Raw genomic sequence first — 15,043 nt, forward strand, 5'->3', positions numbered from 1 at the left:
TCAATCACCTTACCCTCTGGTATACCGGGATACCTGCTCCCTAACTTCTTTTGTCATATATTCTTTTAGGATATTGCTGATCTGTGCGAAAAACTCCATGAAAGCCGCAACACCAGGTGTCATATCTCCAAATACTTTTCTGCAGGTGTCCGCGCCGAACAGGCCGTCAACACGCGCTTTCAGGTCTTTATCAAGCTCGATAATATCGTCCATTGTTGCAACCACATCCGCTGTATCCGTTTTAATTTCTGCCGCTTTTCTCTGTGTTTCTTTGGCCAGGGAGTAGAAACGCTTGATAAAGGTATCATCCCCCACCGGGAGGAGAATGTACTCCCCCCGGTCATTGACTTCGATCTTCTTGATGCCGTTGTTGATGGAAATCTTCATAGCTTCGCTCATACTTCTACCTCCGCATTGACCGCATTAGCAAACTGCTTTGTATCGGTCACATACCCGAAAATGCGCAGGGCATCCGCTTCGTTTGCCGGGTCAACATCCAAGCGGAAAAGGCTGTAGTCCCCACTGTTTGTGTGCACACGGCGGCTGTCTGTATGCTCTAACCTTAAAATCATGTGCTCAGCGCTGTTCCGCAGGCTCTGGATATGCTTTCGAACCTCATCCCCGGAAATCTCCGTGGAGATTGTCATAGCATGACTGTTCTTTCTCGCAATCTCCTCCAAGACACGCTCACCCACCGGACAGCCTTTCAGCGCATTCGCTGCCTCTCTCAGTTCATCCCGGCTAACGGTCTCACGCATCTTCAACGCTGTGAGCAAGGCAAGCTGCTCCTGTGTGGGGGCGGAGGACGGACGCTCCATATACGTCCTCTCCATGTCATCGACAACGGCGTGGATACGCGTCAGCGCCTCTCTGCGCAAAGCATCAACCTCCGCCGCCCTCTGCTTGTCCAATGACGCTTTTTCGCTGGGGTAGTACTCACTGTCTTTGAACTGCGAAATGTGGTCATATTTGGGCTTGTACCGCGCATCGATCTCCCGCAGGTCCTTGCGGAACCACTCAATGTTTCTGAAGTATCTCTCTGTGTTTGTCATTTTTGATCCTTTCTGCGGTATATCCGCTAAAAATGTTACTTTTCTGAAATGAGCGCATTAAATAGTGAACCAACTTTATGGCTATCGCTGTTCTCTGCATAGTTAATCTTGGCCCCGTTTCGGATAGCCTCCACAAGCGCCTCGTGTCCAGTCAAACGCTGCTTGTGTCCGTCCTTATAGACCACAGTTAGAAGCTCCTGGCCCTGCTGCCTGTGGACTGTCTGGAGGCGAGCAATACGCGCTGTAAAGTCCTTTTTCATCTGCCCACCTCGTCACTTTCCAGGTCTGGCAGGTCTAGCCGTCCGGCCTCTATCGCACTGTCGATCATTTGATACAGTGACAGGCTCAGACCGTCGGTGTGTTCTGTTGGGTGAGGATAGGCCACGATCCGCCGCCCATCCGGTGCATATGCGCCGTAGTCCTTCAAATATGTAAACGGGTCTATCGGCGTATGAAACTCTGTCCCATCTGCCAGAAGAAATGTTGTGAGCTGCGGCTGTAATCCTTTCATATAAGCATCCAGAGCCGCCACACGTTCTTTAATACTTCCCATCGGTTTCATCCTTCCATCGTTCAAGCTCTCGGAGCTGATCCAGAATGTCCGCTTGCTCCGTCAGCCTCAGAGCATACTCAAGCGCGGCACGGGCAGCGCTGATTCTGTCCTTAGATTGTTCATCCTTGTCCTCCAGGATTTCCCGCAAGGCGGACAGAGCCGGATTTATGGCTTGCTGCGCCTGCCGGGTGGCATCTTGCACCATGTCCCCAAAAGCGGCCTTGTACCGTTCCAAAAACTCAGGGTCTTTGAAGTAGTCCTGTAATGTACGGGGGGTAATTCCCACCGCTGCTGCCGCTTCTTTCCTGGTTGGATATGTAATCAGAGCCGCTATTGCTCGTTCTTTGTTAGGGGTCACTTTTTACCTCCTCTCTCTTTTTTTCTGGTTTCTTCCACTTTTCATAGAGCCGCAACCAGTCGTTCAGGTCCATACAAACAATCCAGGGCCTCAAATTCTTCCGCCAAAACACGACCGGGATTCCATCATGGAATTTATTGGAATCTCGTTTTGCTTGTCCCAGCCAATCCCAAATTTTCTGCTGTTCCGCTCTCTTGACCTCACAATGAATCCCATCAAGGCCCACAAGGTCAGGTTCCCGGCCATAGCTAACCGGCTCACCGGGCCGGACATCAAGGCCGTGGGCCTGTAACCGGCGGGCGAGCTCTAACTCTCCGCTGCGGCCTTTGCGCTGTGATTTACGGGGCATATTTTAATTCCTTTCTGTTGTTTTAGGGGGGGTGTCACAGACGGAACGGACAAACTCCGGCAAAACTCCATAGCGCCAAAATAGGCCGTTATACCCTTCTTTTTGCTGTTTCCAGACTTTTATATAAAAGTGTATGTTCCGTCTGTGACACATTCTTGTAATCGTTGTGCTGCAATGCTTTGACCGTCACGGACGGCGTATTTTTTTGTCCGTGACACGTCTGTGACATGGCGTGACACTTTAAAAATTTTGCCTGTGCCGTCTGTGACGCGTCTGTGACACTTACTGTAAAAGCTTGCTGAAATCATTTGGCTTTCCTGTGTTGATAGGTGAATACGAAAATCCCCGCTTGATACAGGGAAGCCGTCTAACTCTAGGCCGCTTGCCGTTGACACGTTTTTGTATACTGCCTATTTTCAGCTTGTCCAATGCCTGACCGATCTGATTTACAGTACATGAACTTAGTGATCTATACTCGTTCTTAAAGTCTGAAACGGTTATGTACCGCCATTCATAATTGTTGGGATTTTCTTCTGCATCAGATAGAATATCTTCAACCTCCAGTTGCGCCTTCAGAGGCTTTTCATGCTGTGCATTTCGGGCCTCCAGCTCTTCCCGTTCCTCCGGCGTCAATCTAAACTCGTTAGGATGATCTGCACATAGCACCTTGATTTGTCGCCAAAGCTGCAAAGAATTGAAGCTCATAAGCCGGTTGAGGTCGATATTTTCAACTGGGATCGTCCAAAATCTGCGGGAGCCTGTCGGGTCAATCAAAAACCGCTCACTGTTGCAAGTTCCAATCAAAGAAGTTCGTCGTGCAAGGGTCTGATCTGCCCGGCCATATGGGAGCCGGTATTCGTCCTTCTCCGCTGTGATAAACGCCTTTAAACGCTCAATGTCAGATTTCAAGGTGGTTTCGATTTCTCCTAGCTCCACGATCCAAGCTGATGTACATCGGCGCAGCGTGTCCTTATCGTGGGTGTCCAGGTATTGTCCGAGCTTTACAAAATCCGGTCTGATTCCAATTGTCCTGACAAAAGAGGTCTTTCCGATTCCCTGGGGACCTTGCAGGACTAGCATGCCATCTGCGCCGTAAGCGTCCCGGATGTCGTTGTGTAACATCTGATAGCACTGCACCAGCCACTTATATAGAAGGGTCTGCGACAAGGTATCTTCTTTCTGGATACCTAAAATTTCAATAAGCTCGCCCAGATAATCCCGGTTGTCCCATTCCTCGCCGTCGATCAGCTCAAGCACTGGATTATAACGGTATCGGCCAGCAATCAAAGACAGAAGATCAACGATGATTTGACGGTCACAAATGAAGTCTGGCTTCAATTCATCATACAGGATTACGGGGAAATCCTGCCGCCGTGTTTCTGGATTGTATTCATCGTCTATTCCGCTGATTTCGACATCGTGGGTAATGACGTTCAACCGCACGGACATCTCATTTTTGATTAAGTATTCTTCTAGTGCATCTTCTGTCAGGTATTTCTTGTGCCGCTTGACAGAGGCCGTTTCTTCTTGTGTTGTTGGGGCTTCGCCTCGGTCGATCATGCGTTGAACGGTTCCGGCCACTTCTTCTAGGGAAATTCCGTCCCGCCTGTATTTCTTGATTTCATCTAGTGTAATACCGTTACTCAGAAGAAATTGAAGATAATTATTCTCGGTCTTTTGCTCTGACACTATGACCTCCCAATTTTTCCAGCGCTTCCGCCGTCCGTGTAATCTCCGCCGCTCTGTGCCGCATAGAGTGGATAAACCGCAGTCGTTCGCCGTCATTTGCTGGCAAAAAATACCCGTTTGCATTGTCTGACAAAATCGGTACTCCGGCCAGCCGTTCCGCCTGGATCATCTGCCTGACGGATCGACCGTCAAGGCCGGTCATGCTCACAAGCTGCCGGAGCGGAACGGCGTTGTCCTGGCCGTGGGATAGAAGGTCAGCAATTTTTAATTGTGTTCTGGCCTGTACTGTGCTATCATTCTCATAGGGATTGCCGCCTACCCAGTGACTTTCCTGCTTCGCCCGTTCTGCTGGTGGCACAGCAGGGCGGGCATTTCTTTTTCCATCACGCATCTGCATGTACCCCTGCCTGTCGATTCAACCACGCTTCGAACGCTCTTGCCGGAATTCGAGTACAGCCACCAAGCCGAGCTACGGGAAATCCGTCCATGTGCATCCATCGGTAGAGTGTCGGGCGGCTTACGCCTGCCGCTGCCGCCGCCTCTGTGGGGGAATATGCCAGCCTCTCCAGCTTGTCCTCCATTAGCTCACCTCCTGCGACAGTTTCGATATAGCCGTCATGATGCGAGTCTCCTTGTCCTCATCAAGAGGAAATCTCATCCAGCGCGTTAGTGTTGGTTCGCTTACCCCAACGGTTGCGGCAATTTTCCAAAATGGAACATCTGCAACCCTGGCTGCCCTCCGAACCTGTTCATTTTGCCTAGACACGTCAAAATCTCCTTTCAAAAATGCTTGCAAAATCATCATCACCGTGGTATGATTTATTTGCTATCGTAAGTATACCGCAAATTTCATTTGCGCGCAAGTTTAGTTTGCTCATTCGCATAAAGTGCAAATATATTTAACGGAGATGGTAAAGATGTCGCAGTCTAGCAAATGTACTTTGGGGGAATATGGATATAATTCGGCCTTTCCTGAAATACTTCGGGCGCTGATGGAAAACAGAAATAACATAAGTCCTTTAAATCGGAGTGTAACGCAAGCGGAACTTGCAAAACATTTGGGCATTACACGACAAGCTGTGAGTGCCTATACGTTAGGAACATCTGTCCCGGATATGCTCAAATTCAAGTTAATAGCGGATTACTTCCAGGTTAGCTATTCCTTTATGCTAGGAACAACTAATGTCATTAAAGATGATTACAAAAATTTAGCAGAAAACGCTGGCCTTAGACCTCAGACTCAAAGTGCTATAATGAATATATGTAAAACGCCAGGGCATGCTTTTGCGTTTATGCTTCTTATTGAAACGATGGAGTTTTATGACATTATTAATGCTCTCGTTTCGTATTTATCGATAAGCAAAACGAGAAATTACACGCAAGAGGAGTTACTTTCGATAGACGCTGATGTAAAGAAAAGAACCGGCGGGGCATTGCGAGTAGTACCCGCGGCCCTAGAAAAAAATATGATACTTCAGAATGCCCAGATTTATCTTGCAGATGCAATACGAAGAATTGACAAAGAAACTGATCCGACTATGAAATCTAATGATGGACGGATATGGAGGGAAGAAGATTAATAAAAACCGCCCCCGGTGCTACCAACACCAGGGACGGCAAAGGACCACAATGGGCACATGCAACAACCGTAACAAAGCAAAAAAATAATCCGATGATTTTCATTGGATCGTTGTCGCCACTTTGGCGACACGCAATAACCGTAACAGAATGGTGTGCCATCAAAGTGATGGCACGGAACAACCGTAACACAGGAGATTTTGCCGCAGCGATTAAAAGGGGGTGATCCAATGGATATAATTACCGATTTTACAGGATGGGCACCGAATGAAATAGTGTCCTATTGTTGTCAGGTTCTTGGAGTGCGCGAAAAGACACCAGAAGAGTGGGAAGCATATTATCAAGAACAAGCTGCTAAAGAAAAAGAGTACCAAGAGCACCTTAAAGAAATATACGAAACTCGGAACACTCCAGCATATCCCGTATATAAAAAGACATGCCCAGTATGCGGAACCACATTTTATACATACAACAGCCGTAAAGTTTACGATGACTATTACAAATGCTCCCGTTATCGGCACAGAAAAAACGCAAAATTTAACCGTCGATTCAACCGTATTACAGAGTGCCAAGAGTGCGGAAAGATTTTTACACCCGAGAGAGCCGGGGCAAGGTATTGCTGTAACGCGTGTAAACAGAAAGCATACCGCATGAGAAAACAGCTTGGTCAAAATGACCACACAGAACAACCGTAACGCAGTATTGGAGGAATTTCTATGCCGCGAAAATCTAACACCAGAGCTGCACAAGGAGCCGGTTCAATCCGGCAGCGCCCAGACGGCACATGGGAGGCCCGTTTTGTAGCTGGGCATGACCCCGGAACAGGTAAGCCGATCAGGAAGTCCGTCTATGCTAAAACACAGAAAGAGTGCCGCCAGAAGCTAGCCCAGGCCGTGGCCGCAGTTGATAACAAGTCCTACAGGGAGCCTTGTAAAATGACTTTAGGAGAGTGGCTGGATATCTGGGCGGATACCTATTTAACCAGCGTGAAGCCACGCACAGTTAAAATTTACAAGGACGATATCCGATTGCATATCAAGCCTTATCTTGGAGCGGTGAAGTTAGAGGAATTGGATACACACACGGTACAGAAATACTTTAACTCCCTGCTGAAGAGCGGCAAGAAGGTTCCCAAAAGGGACAAGGATGGGAAGGCCGTCAAGAAAGACGGTAAAACTGTTTATGAGGGCGCACCCCTCTCTGTAAAAACTGTGAAGAATGTCCACGGTGTTTTGCATGGTGCACTTCGACAGGCCGTTGTAAACCGTTACATCCCTCTTAATCCCGCAGACGGCGACTTCTGCAAACTGCCAAAGGCAAAAAAGCAAGAGATACACCCGCTTGATGAACCACAAATCACCGCCTTTTTAAGAGCCATCCAGGGACACAGGTTCGAGGACATCTTCATCGTAACTCTGTTCACCGGACTGCGTGAAGGGGAAGTCCTGGGTCTGACCTGGGACTGTGTTGACTTTAAAAGCGGCATTTTGATTATCAACAAACAGATGCAGCTTCACCAGGAGCAGGGCATGAACGCATATGTCCCCGTTCCCACGAAGAACAGCAAGAATCGCACGATCACCGCCGCCCCTTTTGTTATGGCCCAGTTGAAGCGGCACAAAGTCACACAGACGGAGCAACGGCTCCTTGCTGGCGAATTATGGCACCACAGCGACCTTGTGTTCACCGACGAGCAGGGAAAGCACCTGACAAAATCGACGCTATACAGGTCCTTTAAAAAAGTCGTTGCCTCCATCGGACGTCCAGACGCCCGTTTTCACGATTTGCGGCACAGCTATGCAGTTGCCGCTATCCGCTCTGGGGACGATATCAAAACGGTACAGGGCAATCTAGGCCATGCCACAGCCGCCTTTACCCTAGATGTTTACGGCCACGTTACGGACCAGATGAAACACGCCAGTGCTGACAGAATGGAGGCGTTCATCAGGAGCGTTTCCGGCTCCTGAAATGGGGTATAAAATTCTGTAAGGGGTAAACGAAGGGGTAAATAGCTCAAAACAGGCATAAGAAAAATCCTAGAACCGTTGCGGCTCTAGGATTTCTTCATGGAGGTGACACCCGGATTTGAACCGGGGAATCAGAGTTTTGCAGACTCTTGCCTTACCACTTGGCTATGTCACCATTGGAGACATCTATATTATATGCGAACTTTTGAAAAAAGTCCACATTTATTTTTATTTTTGATGCCCACACTTTTGTGTGGGCATCAAACTGGAGCGGGCAACGAGGCTCGAACTCGCTACCTCCACCTTGGCAAGGTGGCGCTCTACCAGATGAGCTATGCCCGCAGGTGGTGCCCAGAGCCGGAATCGAACCAGCGACACGTGGATTTTCAGTCCACTGCTCTACCAACTGAGCTATCTGGGCAAGTCTTTTGGCCCGCCAACCGGCGCGGCCGGGGAATCACGACCCCGAAAGGGACCCACGAGACAGAAATTCCATCTCGTGGGAGATGGCGACCCGGAACGGGCTCGAACCGTCGACCTCTAGCGTGACAGGCTAGCGTTCTAACCAACTGAACTACCGGGCCAAATCATAACTTGGTGGGAACAACTGGACTCGAACCAGTGACCCCCTGCTTGTAAGGCAGGTGCTCTAACCAGCTGAGCTATGCTCCCCGATTGCCGCACTCGTCAGACGGCAAAAGTTATTATACGCAAAGAGGACATATTTGTCAACCCGAAATTTCAAAAAATCACATTTTTTTCTTCATATCCGCCAGAAGGCCTTCCAAATCAGCCTTTGTAAAGGTCTGCACGTTGTCGCAGAACTGGCAGGCCAGCTTCGCGCTGCCCTGTTCATCGATGATCCCCTTCAATTCCTTCGGCCCCAGGCTGATCAGCGCCCGCTCCATCCGGTCCCGGCTACAATAGCACCGGTATTCAATGGGGGACTCCTCCAGGATCTCCAGTTCAAAATCCGACAGGACCTTCCGCAGCACCGCCTTGGGGTCGTCGTTCTCCTGCAGAAGGCCCGTTACGGCTCCGGCGGCCATCACGCCGCCCTCCACCTTGGAGATGACGTCCTCTCCGGCGCCGGGCAGCAGCTGGATCAGGTAGCCGCCCGCCACCCGCACGCTCTGGTCCCGGTCCACCAGCACCCCCAGGCCGCAGGCCGTGGGGATCTGCTCGGACTCCACAAAATAGGCCGCCAGGTCCTCGGCGATCTCGCCGCCCAGCAGACCCACGCTGCCCACATAGGGTTCCTTCATATGCAGGTCCCGAATGACGGTCAAAGTGCCGTCAAAGCCCACAGCGGACCCAACATCCAGCTTGCCGTCGGGCCGCAGCGGGAGGTCCACCGCCGGGTTGTCCACAGTGCCCCGGACATTTCCCTGGTTGTCGGACACCGCCAGGAGCGTCCCCAGAGGGCCGCCGCCCTTGATCTGCAGTGTCACGCTGGCGCCCTCTCCTTTCAGGGCGTTGCCCATCATGGAGGCCGCCGCCAGTGTCCGTCCCAGCGCCGCCGTGGCCACCGGCAGGGTCTTATGGATCTGCCGCGCCCGCTCCGTCAGGCCCCGGGTGGAGACCGCTACCGCCTTCACACTGCCGTCTTTAGAAATCGCACGCACCAATCGATCGCTCATGCAAGATAGCTCCTTATCAACAATAACAACTGAAATGTCACGCTTTTTTGCACCGGAAGATCCAGCGGTTCTCATCCTCCGCCGGAGGCTTCATGGTCAGGTCCCCGGTGAGGATGATCGCTGTGAAGCCCGCTTCGGTGAGATACCGCCGCAGCTGCTCTTCGGTCCAGGCCCGTTCCCGGTGCTCCTCAAAGTCCCGCTCCCAGGCGCCGTCCCTCCGAGCGCGGAACAGGTCCACCTGGTAGGTGCACACCTGGGTCCGCTCCGAGAAAAATGTCCGCCAGACACAGAAGCTGTCCTCCGTCTCGTCCATATACATCTGCCGGTCCATCCGGCGGAGCTTGTAGGGGGAATTCACGTCAAAGATGAACTGGCCGCCGGGCTTCAGCCAGCGGTACACCCTGCGGAACGTCTCCCGGATGTCGCGCTCTTTGGTCAGGTAGTTCAGAGAGTCCAGGGTGGACACCACGGCGTCCACCGGCTCGATGAGCCGCAGGCGGGGCATGGTCTGGTGCAGAAATAAGGGCGGCTGCCCGTCAAGGGCCGCCGCTTTCCCCATGGCCTGCGTCAGCATCTCCTCAGAGCCGTCCGTGGCCGTCACCTGATAGCCCCGCTCCGCCAGCAGGCAGGAGATAGTACCGGTGCCACAGGCCAGATCCAGGACCGTCTGGACCGGGATGCTGCTCTTCCGGAACAGCCGCTCCAGCCAGTCCGCCCGCTTCCGGTAGCTGCCGTCCGCCATCAGGCCGTCATAGCTGGAGGCCAGCGCGTCATAGCTGCTCATTTTTGCTTTTTGATTCGCGCAAAGATCTTTTCATAGGCGCCGGTCCCATAGCTCAAGGACCGGTTCACCCGGCTGATGGTGGCGCTGGACGCGCCGGTGCGCTCCAGGATCTCATTGTAGATCATGCCGTCATTCAACAGGGACGCCACTTCAAACCGCTGCTCCATGGAGCGCAGCTCGGATACCGTACACAGGTCCTGGAAAAAGTCATAACACTCCTGCTCGTCCTTCAGCTGCAGGATGGCTTTGTAGAGCTGGTCATTTTTCTCTTTCTTGCCGATCTTGACCATATCAAAACACCCTTTCTGGGATCGTTCCAGCAAATTGGCGGCTAAACGCCGCTAAAATATATTTTAGCATTGTACTGCGTGAAAGTAAAGGGATTTTCCTTAATTTTTTCCGGAAAGCGGCAGCACATTCACCCCGGCCTGTCCCCCTTCATAGGCTAAAACAAAACGAGATCCAGGGAGAGGAGCGGCAGAGGCATGAGAGAGAGCCTGACAGAACTGCACACAGAGCCTTTCGCGGCGGAGCGGGAGTGGACGGTGGACGGCATCCCCGTACTGACCGCGGCGGTGTCCGTACCACAGCCGGTGCCGGCCGCCGGAGGGGTCACCCGCCGCATCCGGCGGTACTATCAGTTACAGTGCCGCGCCTTCCTGCGCTATTGTGAAAACTGGCTCCTGCCCCAGGCAAAGGCGGAGTATCAGGCCGCCCTGGCCGCCAGCGCACCCCTGCCCTGCTTTCACGCGGAGCTGACTTACCATGTTACATACAACGAGGGCGGTCTGTGGAGCCTGTACACCCAGTCCCGGGAGGTCACGCTGCCGGGGCAGACGCTTGTCACCCGCCGGGGGGACACCTGGGACCTGGCGGAGGGCTATCCCGCCGCGCTGTCCGCCTTTTTTCCGACCCGCAGCTCCTGGAAGCGGCAGCTGCTGGACCTGGCCGCGGCGGAGATCCAGCGGCAGGAGAAGGCGGGCATCGCCCGGTATCATGAGGGATGGCGGAAGTCCCTGCGCCGCCGCTTCAACGCCCAGAATTTCTATCTGACGGCAGAGGGCCTCTCCTTCTTCTATCCCATGTACGCCATCGCCCCGGCGGCGGAGGGCATCCCCACCTTTACCGCCCCCTTTGGGAAGGCCGGATTCCAGCTCCCGCCCAAAAACGGGCGGGAGGGCACGCAGGCACCATGACTGCATTTTCCTCCGCCGCGCCCCGGACCGTCGGTCCTATAAAATCCGGGCAGGCCCAAAGGGGACCTGCCCGGTCAATGGCAATTGCCGCAGCACCGTTTTTTACGGGATCACGCGAAAGAATCTATCAATTCCTGTACTTCCATAAAAAACCTGGATAGATGGAACCCATCCGCAACCGCATGATGGATATTCATCGTGACCGGCATCCTGTATTTCCCGCCATCCATCTCATATTTGCCCCATGTGATGACGGGCGCGAGAAATTTCCCCTCGTCAAACACATGCACATCAAAATGCCTATATGTCACCCACGGCAGACAGGATACATCAAAAGAGTTCGGAGGCTGGTTTTCCACAAACCCGCGATGATCTTTATAGATCTCCCGGTCCCGCATAAACCAGGAATGAAATTCAAACAGGTCATCCGAATAGGCCGTGACGAATTTTGTAAAGTTCTCATCCTCTTTGTGAAAATCAGCGTAGGACGGAGAAATAAAGTCCCATTTGATCAGATCCCCGCTGTCATCCCAGCCATACTTAAATTCATCGTGCGCATTGATGACCTTTGATACGGTCCAAATCATGGTGGGGTAAAACTTCAAATGATTGTCTCTGGAAAATTTGAGCAGCCCTGTTACATCGATATCAACGGTCAAGCTCATGACAATGCGCATATGATCGATATAACATTTGAAAAGCTTTCCTCGATTCCATTCGTCCAAATCGACCTTTGTATATGGATACTCCATATTCATTCTCCTTTGCATTTTGTTTTTGGAAAATGCAAAGCTGTTTGGAACAGAGTTGATCTCCATACAAGCCTGTTCCGTCAAGCCTTGCATGGAGCACCATCAATGCCAAGTTTCATAGGACCACCTCCCTGCATTTTGACTTACGGGTCCATGATACCATACCGGATTATCCGCATCAAGGGCGGATGCGCTGACAGCATATTTCGATCAATTGGAAAGGGGCCCCAGCAGCATACTGCTTGCAAATAAAACCGGACGCGCAGAGCAAGCCGCAAAAGATTTTTCTGACAAGGGACTGTACTGTTTTGATGCAGATGGAGGTTGAAAGGATGGGATCTGTACGCTCCACGAATATTATACAAAACAATCCTATCCACAGGAGCCATTGCAATACGAATTGCTGCCGGAACATATTCAGGAATTCCGCAATATGATTTTATGGAAATTGAACTTTTCCTTTGAGAACACCATACATATAAAGCACGCTTATGCGTGGCGGTTTTCCATTTATTGGGTGCTTTGACCAATCATCTAGAAGGCCGGCATGGAGCAACTCAAAAAACAGAAGAGAAATGGGGGATTTTGTCTTGCCATTTCTGAAAAAAGGCATATAATGAAGGAATCCAGGCAGAGTAGGGACGCACGTGTGAAATAGTGCCGGAAAAACGGGGAGTTATTTTCCGGACGAAAGGGCAGAAGCCTTGCAGTGTGTGTCCCGCATCCCGCTGCCGCATGGGAGAAACGCGGCAAGCCTTCCTCTGTGCGGCGCTCCGGTATCGGACTGCCGAATCAACAGAAGGAAGGTCTTTTTATGTCCAAATTCAACACCCGCACCACCTGCACCATCGCGGTGCTGGCGGCCATGTATGTGCCGCTGTCCCTGTTTCTGTCCGTCCAGGGCCCCAACAACCTGAAATTCTCCTTCGGCTCCCTGCCGGTGGTCGTTGCCGCGCTTCTGATGGGGCCGGTTGAGGCCGCGCTGACAGCCTTCATCGGAGAATTTTTGAAGCAGCTTTTGAGCTACGGCTTCACTGCCACCACCCTGCTGTGGACCATCCCCACCATGCTGCGGGGCCTGGTCATCGGGGCCGCGGCCATCCGCTTCAAGCGCACCGCAAAGCCGCTGACCGCCCGTCCCATTCTGTGCAACATCGTCTGCATAGCCGCCGCGGTCATCACCACTGCCGCCAACACCCTTGTCATCTGGCTGGACAGTGTGATCTACGGCTACTACTCCTTTGCCTACGTCTTCGGCGCCACGGCGGCGCGCTTTGTCACCGGCATGATCACCTCCGTGCTGGTGGCGCTGGTGGCCGTTCCCCTGGTGTATCTGCTGGAGCGGCAAAAACTGTTCCGTACTTGAGAGAGGGGCTGAACCATCCATGACTGGCCAAGAGGCCATTGCCTATATCCACTCCTTTAACTGGGAGAAGCACACACCGGGGCTTGCCCGCATCCGGACGCTCCTCCGTGCCCTGGGAGACCCCCAGAAGCGCATGAAATTCGTCCATGTGGCGGGCACCAACGGCAAGGGCAGCACCTGCGCCATGCTGGCCGCTGTTCTGAAGGCCGCCGGGTACCGGGTGGGGCTGAACACCTCCCCCTATCTGGTCACCTTCCACGAGCGCGTCCAGGTCGACGGCGTGCCCATCTCCGACGGGGATCTGGCAGCCATCACAGAGCAGGTCCGCCCCGCCGCCGAGGCCATGGAGGAGCACCCCACAGAATTTGAACTCATCACCGCCATCGCTCTGCTGTATTTCCGCCAACGGGATTGTGATCTTGTCGTGCTGGAAGTGGGCCTGGGCGGCGCGCTGGACGCCTCCAACGTCATTGACGTGCCGGAGGCGGCCGTTCTCACCGCCATGGGCACGGACCATGTGGCCCTGCTGGGCCCCACGCTGGCGGATATCGCCGCCGCCAAGGCGGGCATCATCAAGCCGGGCGGCGACGTGGTCAGCTGCGGCGGCTGTCCGGAGGCGGACGCTGTGTTCCGCCGGGTATGTGAGCAGCAGAACGCCCATCTGACAGAGGTGGATTTCTCCCGCCTCCGTCCCCAGGCACTGACGCTGGACGGCAGCACCTTTGACTTTGCCCCCTATGAGGCCCTGCGCCTCCCCCTGGCAGGGGCTTACCAGATGAAGAACGCCGCCGTTGCCATTACGGCGCTGGAGATCCTCCGCCGGAAGGGGTGGCGGATCCCGGACGCCGCCATCCGGGACGGCCTTGCCGCCGTCCGCTGGCCGGGGCGGTTTGAGGTCCTGCGGCGCAGTCCGGTCTTTCTGCTGGACGGTGCCCACAACGCCCACGGCATCGCCGCCGCTGCGGAGAGCCTGCGGGCCCTCTTTCCCGGGCAGAAGCTGGTGTTTCTTCTGGGCATCCTGGCGGACAAGGATGTGGACCACATGCTGGATCTGCTGGCTCCCCTGGCCCGGCAGGTGTTCACCGTTCGCCCGGACAGTCCCCGTGCCCTGACGGCGGAGGCGCTGTGCGGCCTGCTGGAGGCCCGGGGGATCCCCGCACAGGTCTGCAGCACCGTGGAGGCAGGCGTGGCCGCCGCCATTCGCGCCGCGGGGCCTGACGGCGCGGTCTGCGCCCTGGGGTCTCTCTATTTTTCAGGAGACGTCCGCCGGGCTGTGACAAAAGAATCGGAGTCAGGACCACCCGTATAACGGGTGGCCTGCACTCGCCCCTATAAGGGGCTTTTACTGGCAAAGCCTAAAGGCTTTCGAATTTTATTTCTACTGCATCTGTGCCCTGCTGCCGATTTTTATCGGCGGTGGGGTGCAGTCTTTTTCGTCTCTCCGAGACTTTTTCTTGCTTGGGTTCTTTTCATTTAGTTCCAATGTCTATATTCGTGCTTGTACTCAACCTGGTTGCTTTCTTTGGTCTCTTTTCTTCTCATTTTTCTCCGCATAGGCTTAGCCTTTTTAGAACCACGGGCTTAGCCCGTGGTTTTCATTTATACAGCAATAAAAAGGTCTGGCGCTTTCGCGCCAGACCTTTTTTGATCATTTTCCCTTTTTTTGATAGTGCACATGGAGGAGCTCATGGGTGCGGCCCTTCAAGGTGCCCCCCAGCATCTCCGTGACGATGGGATTCCGCTCGGAGCGCTTGATGAG

At 53.3% G+C, this 15,043-nt stretch carries 20 protein-coding genes, 5 tRNA genes and 1 riboswitch; of the genes, 6 read left to right on the forward strand and 19 right to left on the reverse strand.

The genetic code is table 11. From position 1 onward, the window contains the following. Positions 1-9: 9 nt before the first annotated feature. From Q0Z71_RS13050 to Q0Z71_RS17155, 9 genes are all read right to left on the reverse strand, one after another. On the reverse strand, positions 10-399 hold the full coding sequence (locus Q0Z71_RS13050) for a hypothetical protein (RefSeq protein WP_298023497.1): 390 nt from the start codon (positions 397-399) through the stop codon (positions 10-12). Next, the gene (locus Q0Z71_RS13055) at positions 396-1,052 is read right to left on the reverse strand and encodes a hypothetical protein (protein WP_298023500.1); all 657 of its coding nucleotides are present in this window, start codon (positions 1,050-1,052) and stop codon (positions 396-398) included. The genes Q0Z71_RS13050 and Q0Z71_RS13055 overlap by 4 nt, the downstream gene beginning before the upstream one ends. A gap of 35 nt (positions 1,053-1,087) precedes the next feature. Next, the gene (locus Q0Z71_RS13060; protein WP_298023504.1) at positions 1,088-1,312 is read right to left on the reverse strand and encodes a hypothetical protein; all 225 of its coding nucleotides are present in this window, start codon (positions 1,310-1,312) and stop codon (positions 1,088-1,090) included. Next, positions 1,309-1,605, reverse strand: coding sequence for a hypothetical protein (locus Q0Z71_RS13065; protein ID WP_298023507.1), 297 nt, complete (start codon positions 1,603-1,605; stop codon positions 1,309-1,311). The genes Q0Z71_RS13060 and Q0Z71_RS13065 overlap by 4 nt, the downstream gene beginning before the upstream one ends. Next, entirely contained in the window at positions 1,592-1,963 is a 372-nt protein-coding gene (locus Q0Z71_RS13070; RefSeq protein WP_298023510.1) for a hypothetical protein, read from the reverse strand. The genes Q0Z71_RS13065 and Q0Z71_RS13070 overlap by 14 nt, the downstream gene beginning before the upstream one ends. Further along, positions 1,953-2,312, reverse strand: coding sequence for a hypothetical protein (locus tag Q0Z71_RS13075; protein ID WP_298023512.1), 360 nt, complete (start codon positions 2,310-2,312; stop codon positions 1,953-1,955). The genes Q0Z71_RS13070 and Q0Z71_RS13075 overlap by 11 nt, the downstream gene beginning before the upstream one ends. Positions 2,313-2,594: 282 nt before the next feature. After that, on the reverse strand, positions 2,595-4,001 hold the full coding sequence (locus Q0Z71_RS13080; protein ID WP_298023516.1) for a VapE domain-containing protein: 1,407 nt from the start codon (positions 3,999-4,001) through the stop codon (positions 2,595-2,597). Beyond that, entirely contained in the window at positions 3,976-4,392 is a 417-nt protein-coding gene (locus tag Q0Z71_RS13085) for a hypothetical protein (RefSeq protein ID WP_298023519.1), read from the reverse strand. Before Q0Z71_RS13085 ends, Q0Z71_RS13080 begins: the two co-directional genes overlap by 26 nt. After that, complete coding sequence (locus Q0Z71_RS17155) at positions 4,385-4,582, reverse strand: helix-turn-helix domain-containing protein (protein WP_363316721.1); 198 nt, start codon at positions 4,580-4,582, stop codon at positions 4,385-4,387. Before Q0Z71_RS17155 ends, Q0Z71_RS13085 begins: the two co-directional genes overlap by 8 nt. A 336-nt stretch (positions 4,583-4,918) precedes the next feature. Between Q0Z71_RS17155 and Q0Z71_RS13090 the strand changes: the two genes are divergently transcribed. The 3 genes from Q0Z71_RS13090 to Q0Z71_RS13100 all read left to right on the forward strand — a co-directional run bounded on the left by Q0Z71_RS13090 (position 4,919) and on the right by Q0Z71_RS13100 (position 7,546). Next, positions 4,919-5,581 (forward strand): helix-turn-helix transcriptional regulator, encoded by a 663-nt coding sequence (locus tag Q0Z71_RS13090; protein ID WP_298023522.1) that lies wholly within the window; start codon positions 4,919-4,921, stop codon positions 5,579-5,581. A 228-nt stretch (positions 5,582-5,809) separates the two neighbouring features. Next, complete coding sequence (locus tag Q0Z71_RS13095) at positions 5,810-6,274, forward strand: hypothetical protein (RefSeq protein ID WP_298023525.1); 465 nt, start codon at positions 5,810-5,812, stop codon at positions 6,272-6,274. A 21-nt stretch (positions 6,275-6,295) separates the two neighbouring features. Next, positions 6,296-7,546, forward strand: coding sequence for a site-specific integrase (locus Q0Z71_RS13100; protein ID WP_298023530.1), 1,251 nt, complete (start codon positions 6,296-6,298; stop codon positions 7,544-7,546). Between the two features lie 100 nt (positions 7,547-7,646). Here the strand turns inward: Q0Z71_RS13100 and Q0Z71_RS13105 are convergent. From Q0Z71_RS13105 to Q0Z71_RS13140, 8 genes are all read right to left on the reverse strand, one after another. Further along, positions 7,647-7,721, reverse strand: a tRNA-Cys gene (locus Q0Z71_RS13105). 91 nt (positions 7,722-7,812) lie between these two features. Then, a tRNA-Gly gene (locus Q0Z71_RS13110) sits at positions 7,813-7,888 on the reverse strand. A gap of 3 nt (positions 7,889-7,891) precedes the next feature. Beyond that, positions 7,892-7,967: transfer RNA gene (locus tag Q0Z71_RS13115), tRNA-Phe, on the reverse strand. Between the two features lie 86 nt (positions 7,968-8,053). After that, positions 8,054-8,130 (reverse strand) — tRNA-Asp (locus Q0Z71_RS13120). Between the two features lie 11 nt (positions 8,131-8,141). Beyond that, positions 8,142-8,218, reverse strand: a tRNA-Val gene (locus Q0Z71_RS13125). 77 nt (positions 8,219-8,295) lie between these two features. Further along, positions 8,296-9,186, reverse strand: coding sequence for an Hsp33 family molecular chaperone HslO (gene hslO, locus Q0Z71_RS13130; RefSeq protein WP_298023533.1), 891 nt, complete (start codon positions 9,184-9,186; stop codon positions 8,296-8,298). A 37-nt stretch (positions 9,187-9,223) separates the two neighbouring features. Continuing rightward, positions 9,224-9,970 (reverse strand): class I SAM-dependent methyltransferase, encoded by a 747-nt coding sequence (locus tag Q0Z71_RS13135; protein WP_298023536.1) that lies wholly within the window; start codon positions 9,968-9,970, stop codon positions 9,224-9,226. Then, a complete protein-coding gene (locus tag Q0Z71_RS13140) occupies positions 9,967-10,260 on the reverse strand; it encodes a YerC/YecD family TrpR-related protein (protein WP_298023539.1) in 294 nt (97 codons plus the stop codon). The genes Q0Z71_RS13135 and Q0Z71_RS13140 overlap by 4 nt, the downstream gene beginning before the upstream one ends. Before the next feature lie 195 nt (positions 10,261-10,455). Here Q0Z71_RS13140 and Q0Z71_RS13145 point away from each other — a divergent pair, with 195 nt between their 5' ends. Next, entirely contained in the window at positions 10,456-11,166 is a 711-nt protein-coding gene (locus Q0Z71_RS13145; RefSeq protein WP_298023543.1) for an RsiV family protein, read from the forward strand. A gap of 110 nt (positions 11,167-11,276) precedes the next feature. On the opposite strand, the gene Q0Z71_RS13150 is transcribed toward Q0Z71_RS13145, so the two are convergent. After that, positions 11,277-11,918: a CatA-like O-acetyltransferase gene (locus tag Q0Z71_RS13150; RefSeq protein WP_298023547.1), complete on the reverse strand. Its 642-nt coding sequence runs from the start codon at positions 11,916-11,918 to the stop codon at positions 11,277-11,279. Between the two features lie 629 nt (positions 11,919-12,547). After that, positions 12,548-12,651: riboswitch (THF riboswitch) on the forward strand. Between the two features lie 81 nt (positions 12,652-12,732). Here Q0Z71_RS13150 and Q0Z71_RS13155 point away from each other — a divergent pair. Together Q0Z71_RS13155 and Q0Z71_RS13160 are read left to right on the forward strand one after the other, a co-directional pair. Further along, a complete protein-coding gene (locus Q0Z71_RS13155; protein WP_298023550.1) occupies positions 12,733-13,284 on the forward strand; it encodes a folate family ECF transporter S component in 552 nt (183 codons plus the stop codon). Positions 13,285-13,303: 19 nt separating this feature from the next. Further along, positions 13,304-14,593: a folylpolyglutamate synthase/dihydrofolate synthase family protein gene (locus Q0Z71_RS13160; protein WP_298023554.1), complete on the forward strand. Its 1,290-nt coding sequence runs from the start codon at positions 13,304-13,306 to the stop codon at positions 14,591-14,593. Between the two features lie 339 nt (positions 14,594-14,932). Here Q0Z71_RS13160 and Q0Z71_RS13165 read toward each other — a convergent pair whose 3' ends face one another. Beyond that, positions 14,933-15,040 carry an iron hydrogenase small subunit gene (locus tag Q0Z71_RS13165; protein ID WP_298023560.1) on the reverse strand — a complete coding sequence of 36 codons (108 nt, stop codon included), beginning with the start codon at positions 15,038-15,040 and terminating at the stop codon, positions 14,933-14,935. Positions 15,041-15,043: the final 3 nt, after the last annotated feature.

It is taken from the genome of uncultured Dysosmobacter sp. (assembly GCF_947631635.1).
Classification (GTDB): domain Bacteria; phylum Bacillota; class Clostridia; order Oscillospirales; family Oscillospiraceae; genus Oscillibacter.

What these genes read in the sequence shown, in the direction of transcription:
- Q0Z71_RS13135 (WP_298023536.1), bottom strand. Translation starts at nt 9,970, where the DNA reads ATGAGCAGCTATGACGCGCTGGCCTCCAGCTATGACGGCCTGATGGCG.
- Q0Z71_RS13055 (WP_298023500.1), bottom strand. Translation starts at nt 1,052, where the DNA reads ATGACAAACACAGAGAGATACTTCAGAAACATTGAGTGGTTCCGCAAG.
- Q0Z71_RS13075 (WP_298023512.1), bottom strand. Translation starts at nt 2,312, where the DNA reads ATGCCCCGTAAATCACAGCGCAAAGGCCGCAGCGGAGAGTTAGAGCTC.
- Q0Z71_RS13155 (WP_298023550.1), top strand. Translation starts at nt 12,733, where the DNA reads ATGTCCAAATTCAACACCCGCACCACCTGCACCATCGCGGTGCTGGCG.
- Q0Z71_RS13065 (WP_298023507.1), bottom strand. Translation starts at nt 1,605, where the DNA reads ATGGGAAGTATTAAAGAACGTGTGGCGGCTCTGGATGCTTATATGAAA.
- Q0Z71_RS13150 (WP_298023547.1), bottom strand. Translation starts at nt 11,918, where the DNA reads ATGGAGTATCCATATACAAAGGTCGATTTGGACGAATGGAATCGAGGA.
- Q0Z71_RS13100 (WP_298023530.1), top strand. Translation starts at nt 6,296, where the DNA reads ATGCCGCGAAAATCTAACACCAGAGCTGCACAAGGAGCCGGTTCAATC.
- Q0Z71_RS13160 (WP_298023554.1), top strand. Translation starts at nt 13,304, where the DNA reads ATGACTGGCCAAGAGGCCATTGCCTATATCCACTCCTTTAACTGGGAG.
- Q0Z71_RS13060 (WP_298023504.1), bottom strand. Translation starts at nt 1,312, where the DNA reads ATGAAAAAGGACTTTACAGCGCGTATTGCTCGCCTCCAGACAGTCCAC.
- Q0Z71_RS13050 (WP_298023497.1), bottom strand. Translation starts at nt 399, where the DNA reads ATGAGCGAAGCTATGAAGATTTCCATCAACAACGGCATCAAGAAGATC.
- Q0Z71_RS13090 (WP_298023522.1), top strand. Translation starts at nt 4,919, where the DNA reads ATGTCGCAGTCTAGCAAATGTACTTTGGGGGAATATGGATATAATTCG.
- Q0Z71_RS13085 (WP_298023519.1), bottom strand. Translation starts at nt 4,392, where the DNA reads ATGCGTGATGGAAAAAGAAATGCCCGCCCTGCTGTGCCACCAGCAGAA.
- Q0Z71_RS17155 (WP_363316721.1), bottom strand. Translation starts at nt 4,582, where the DNA reads ATGGAGGACAAGCTGGAGAGGCTGGCATATTCCCCCACAGAGGCGGCG.
- Q0Z71_RS13095 (WP_298023525.1), top strand. Translation starts at nt 5,810, where the DNA reads ATGGATATAATTACCGATTTTACAGGATGGGCACCGAATGAAATAGTG.
- hslO (WP_298023533.1), bottom strand. Translation starts at nt 9,186, where the DNA reads ATGAGCGATCGATTGGTGCGTGCGATTTCTAAAGACGGCAGTGTGAAG.
- Q0Z71_RS13145 (WP_298023543.1), top strand. Translation starts at nt 10,456, where the DNA reads ATGAGAGAGAGCCTGACAGAACTGCACACAGAGCCTTTCGCGGCGGAG.
- Q0Z71_RS13140 (WP_298023539.1), bottom strand. Translation starts at nt 10,260, where the DNA reads ATGGTCAAGATCGGCAAGAAAGAGAAAAATGACCAGCTCTACAAAGCC.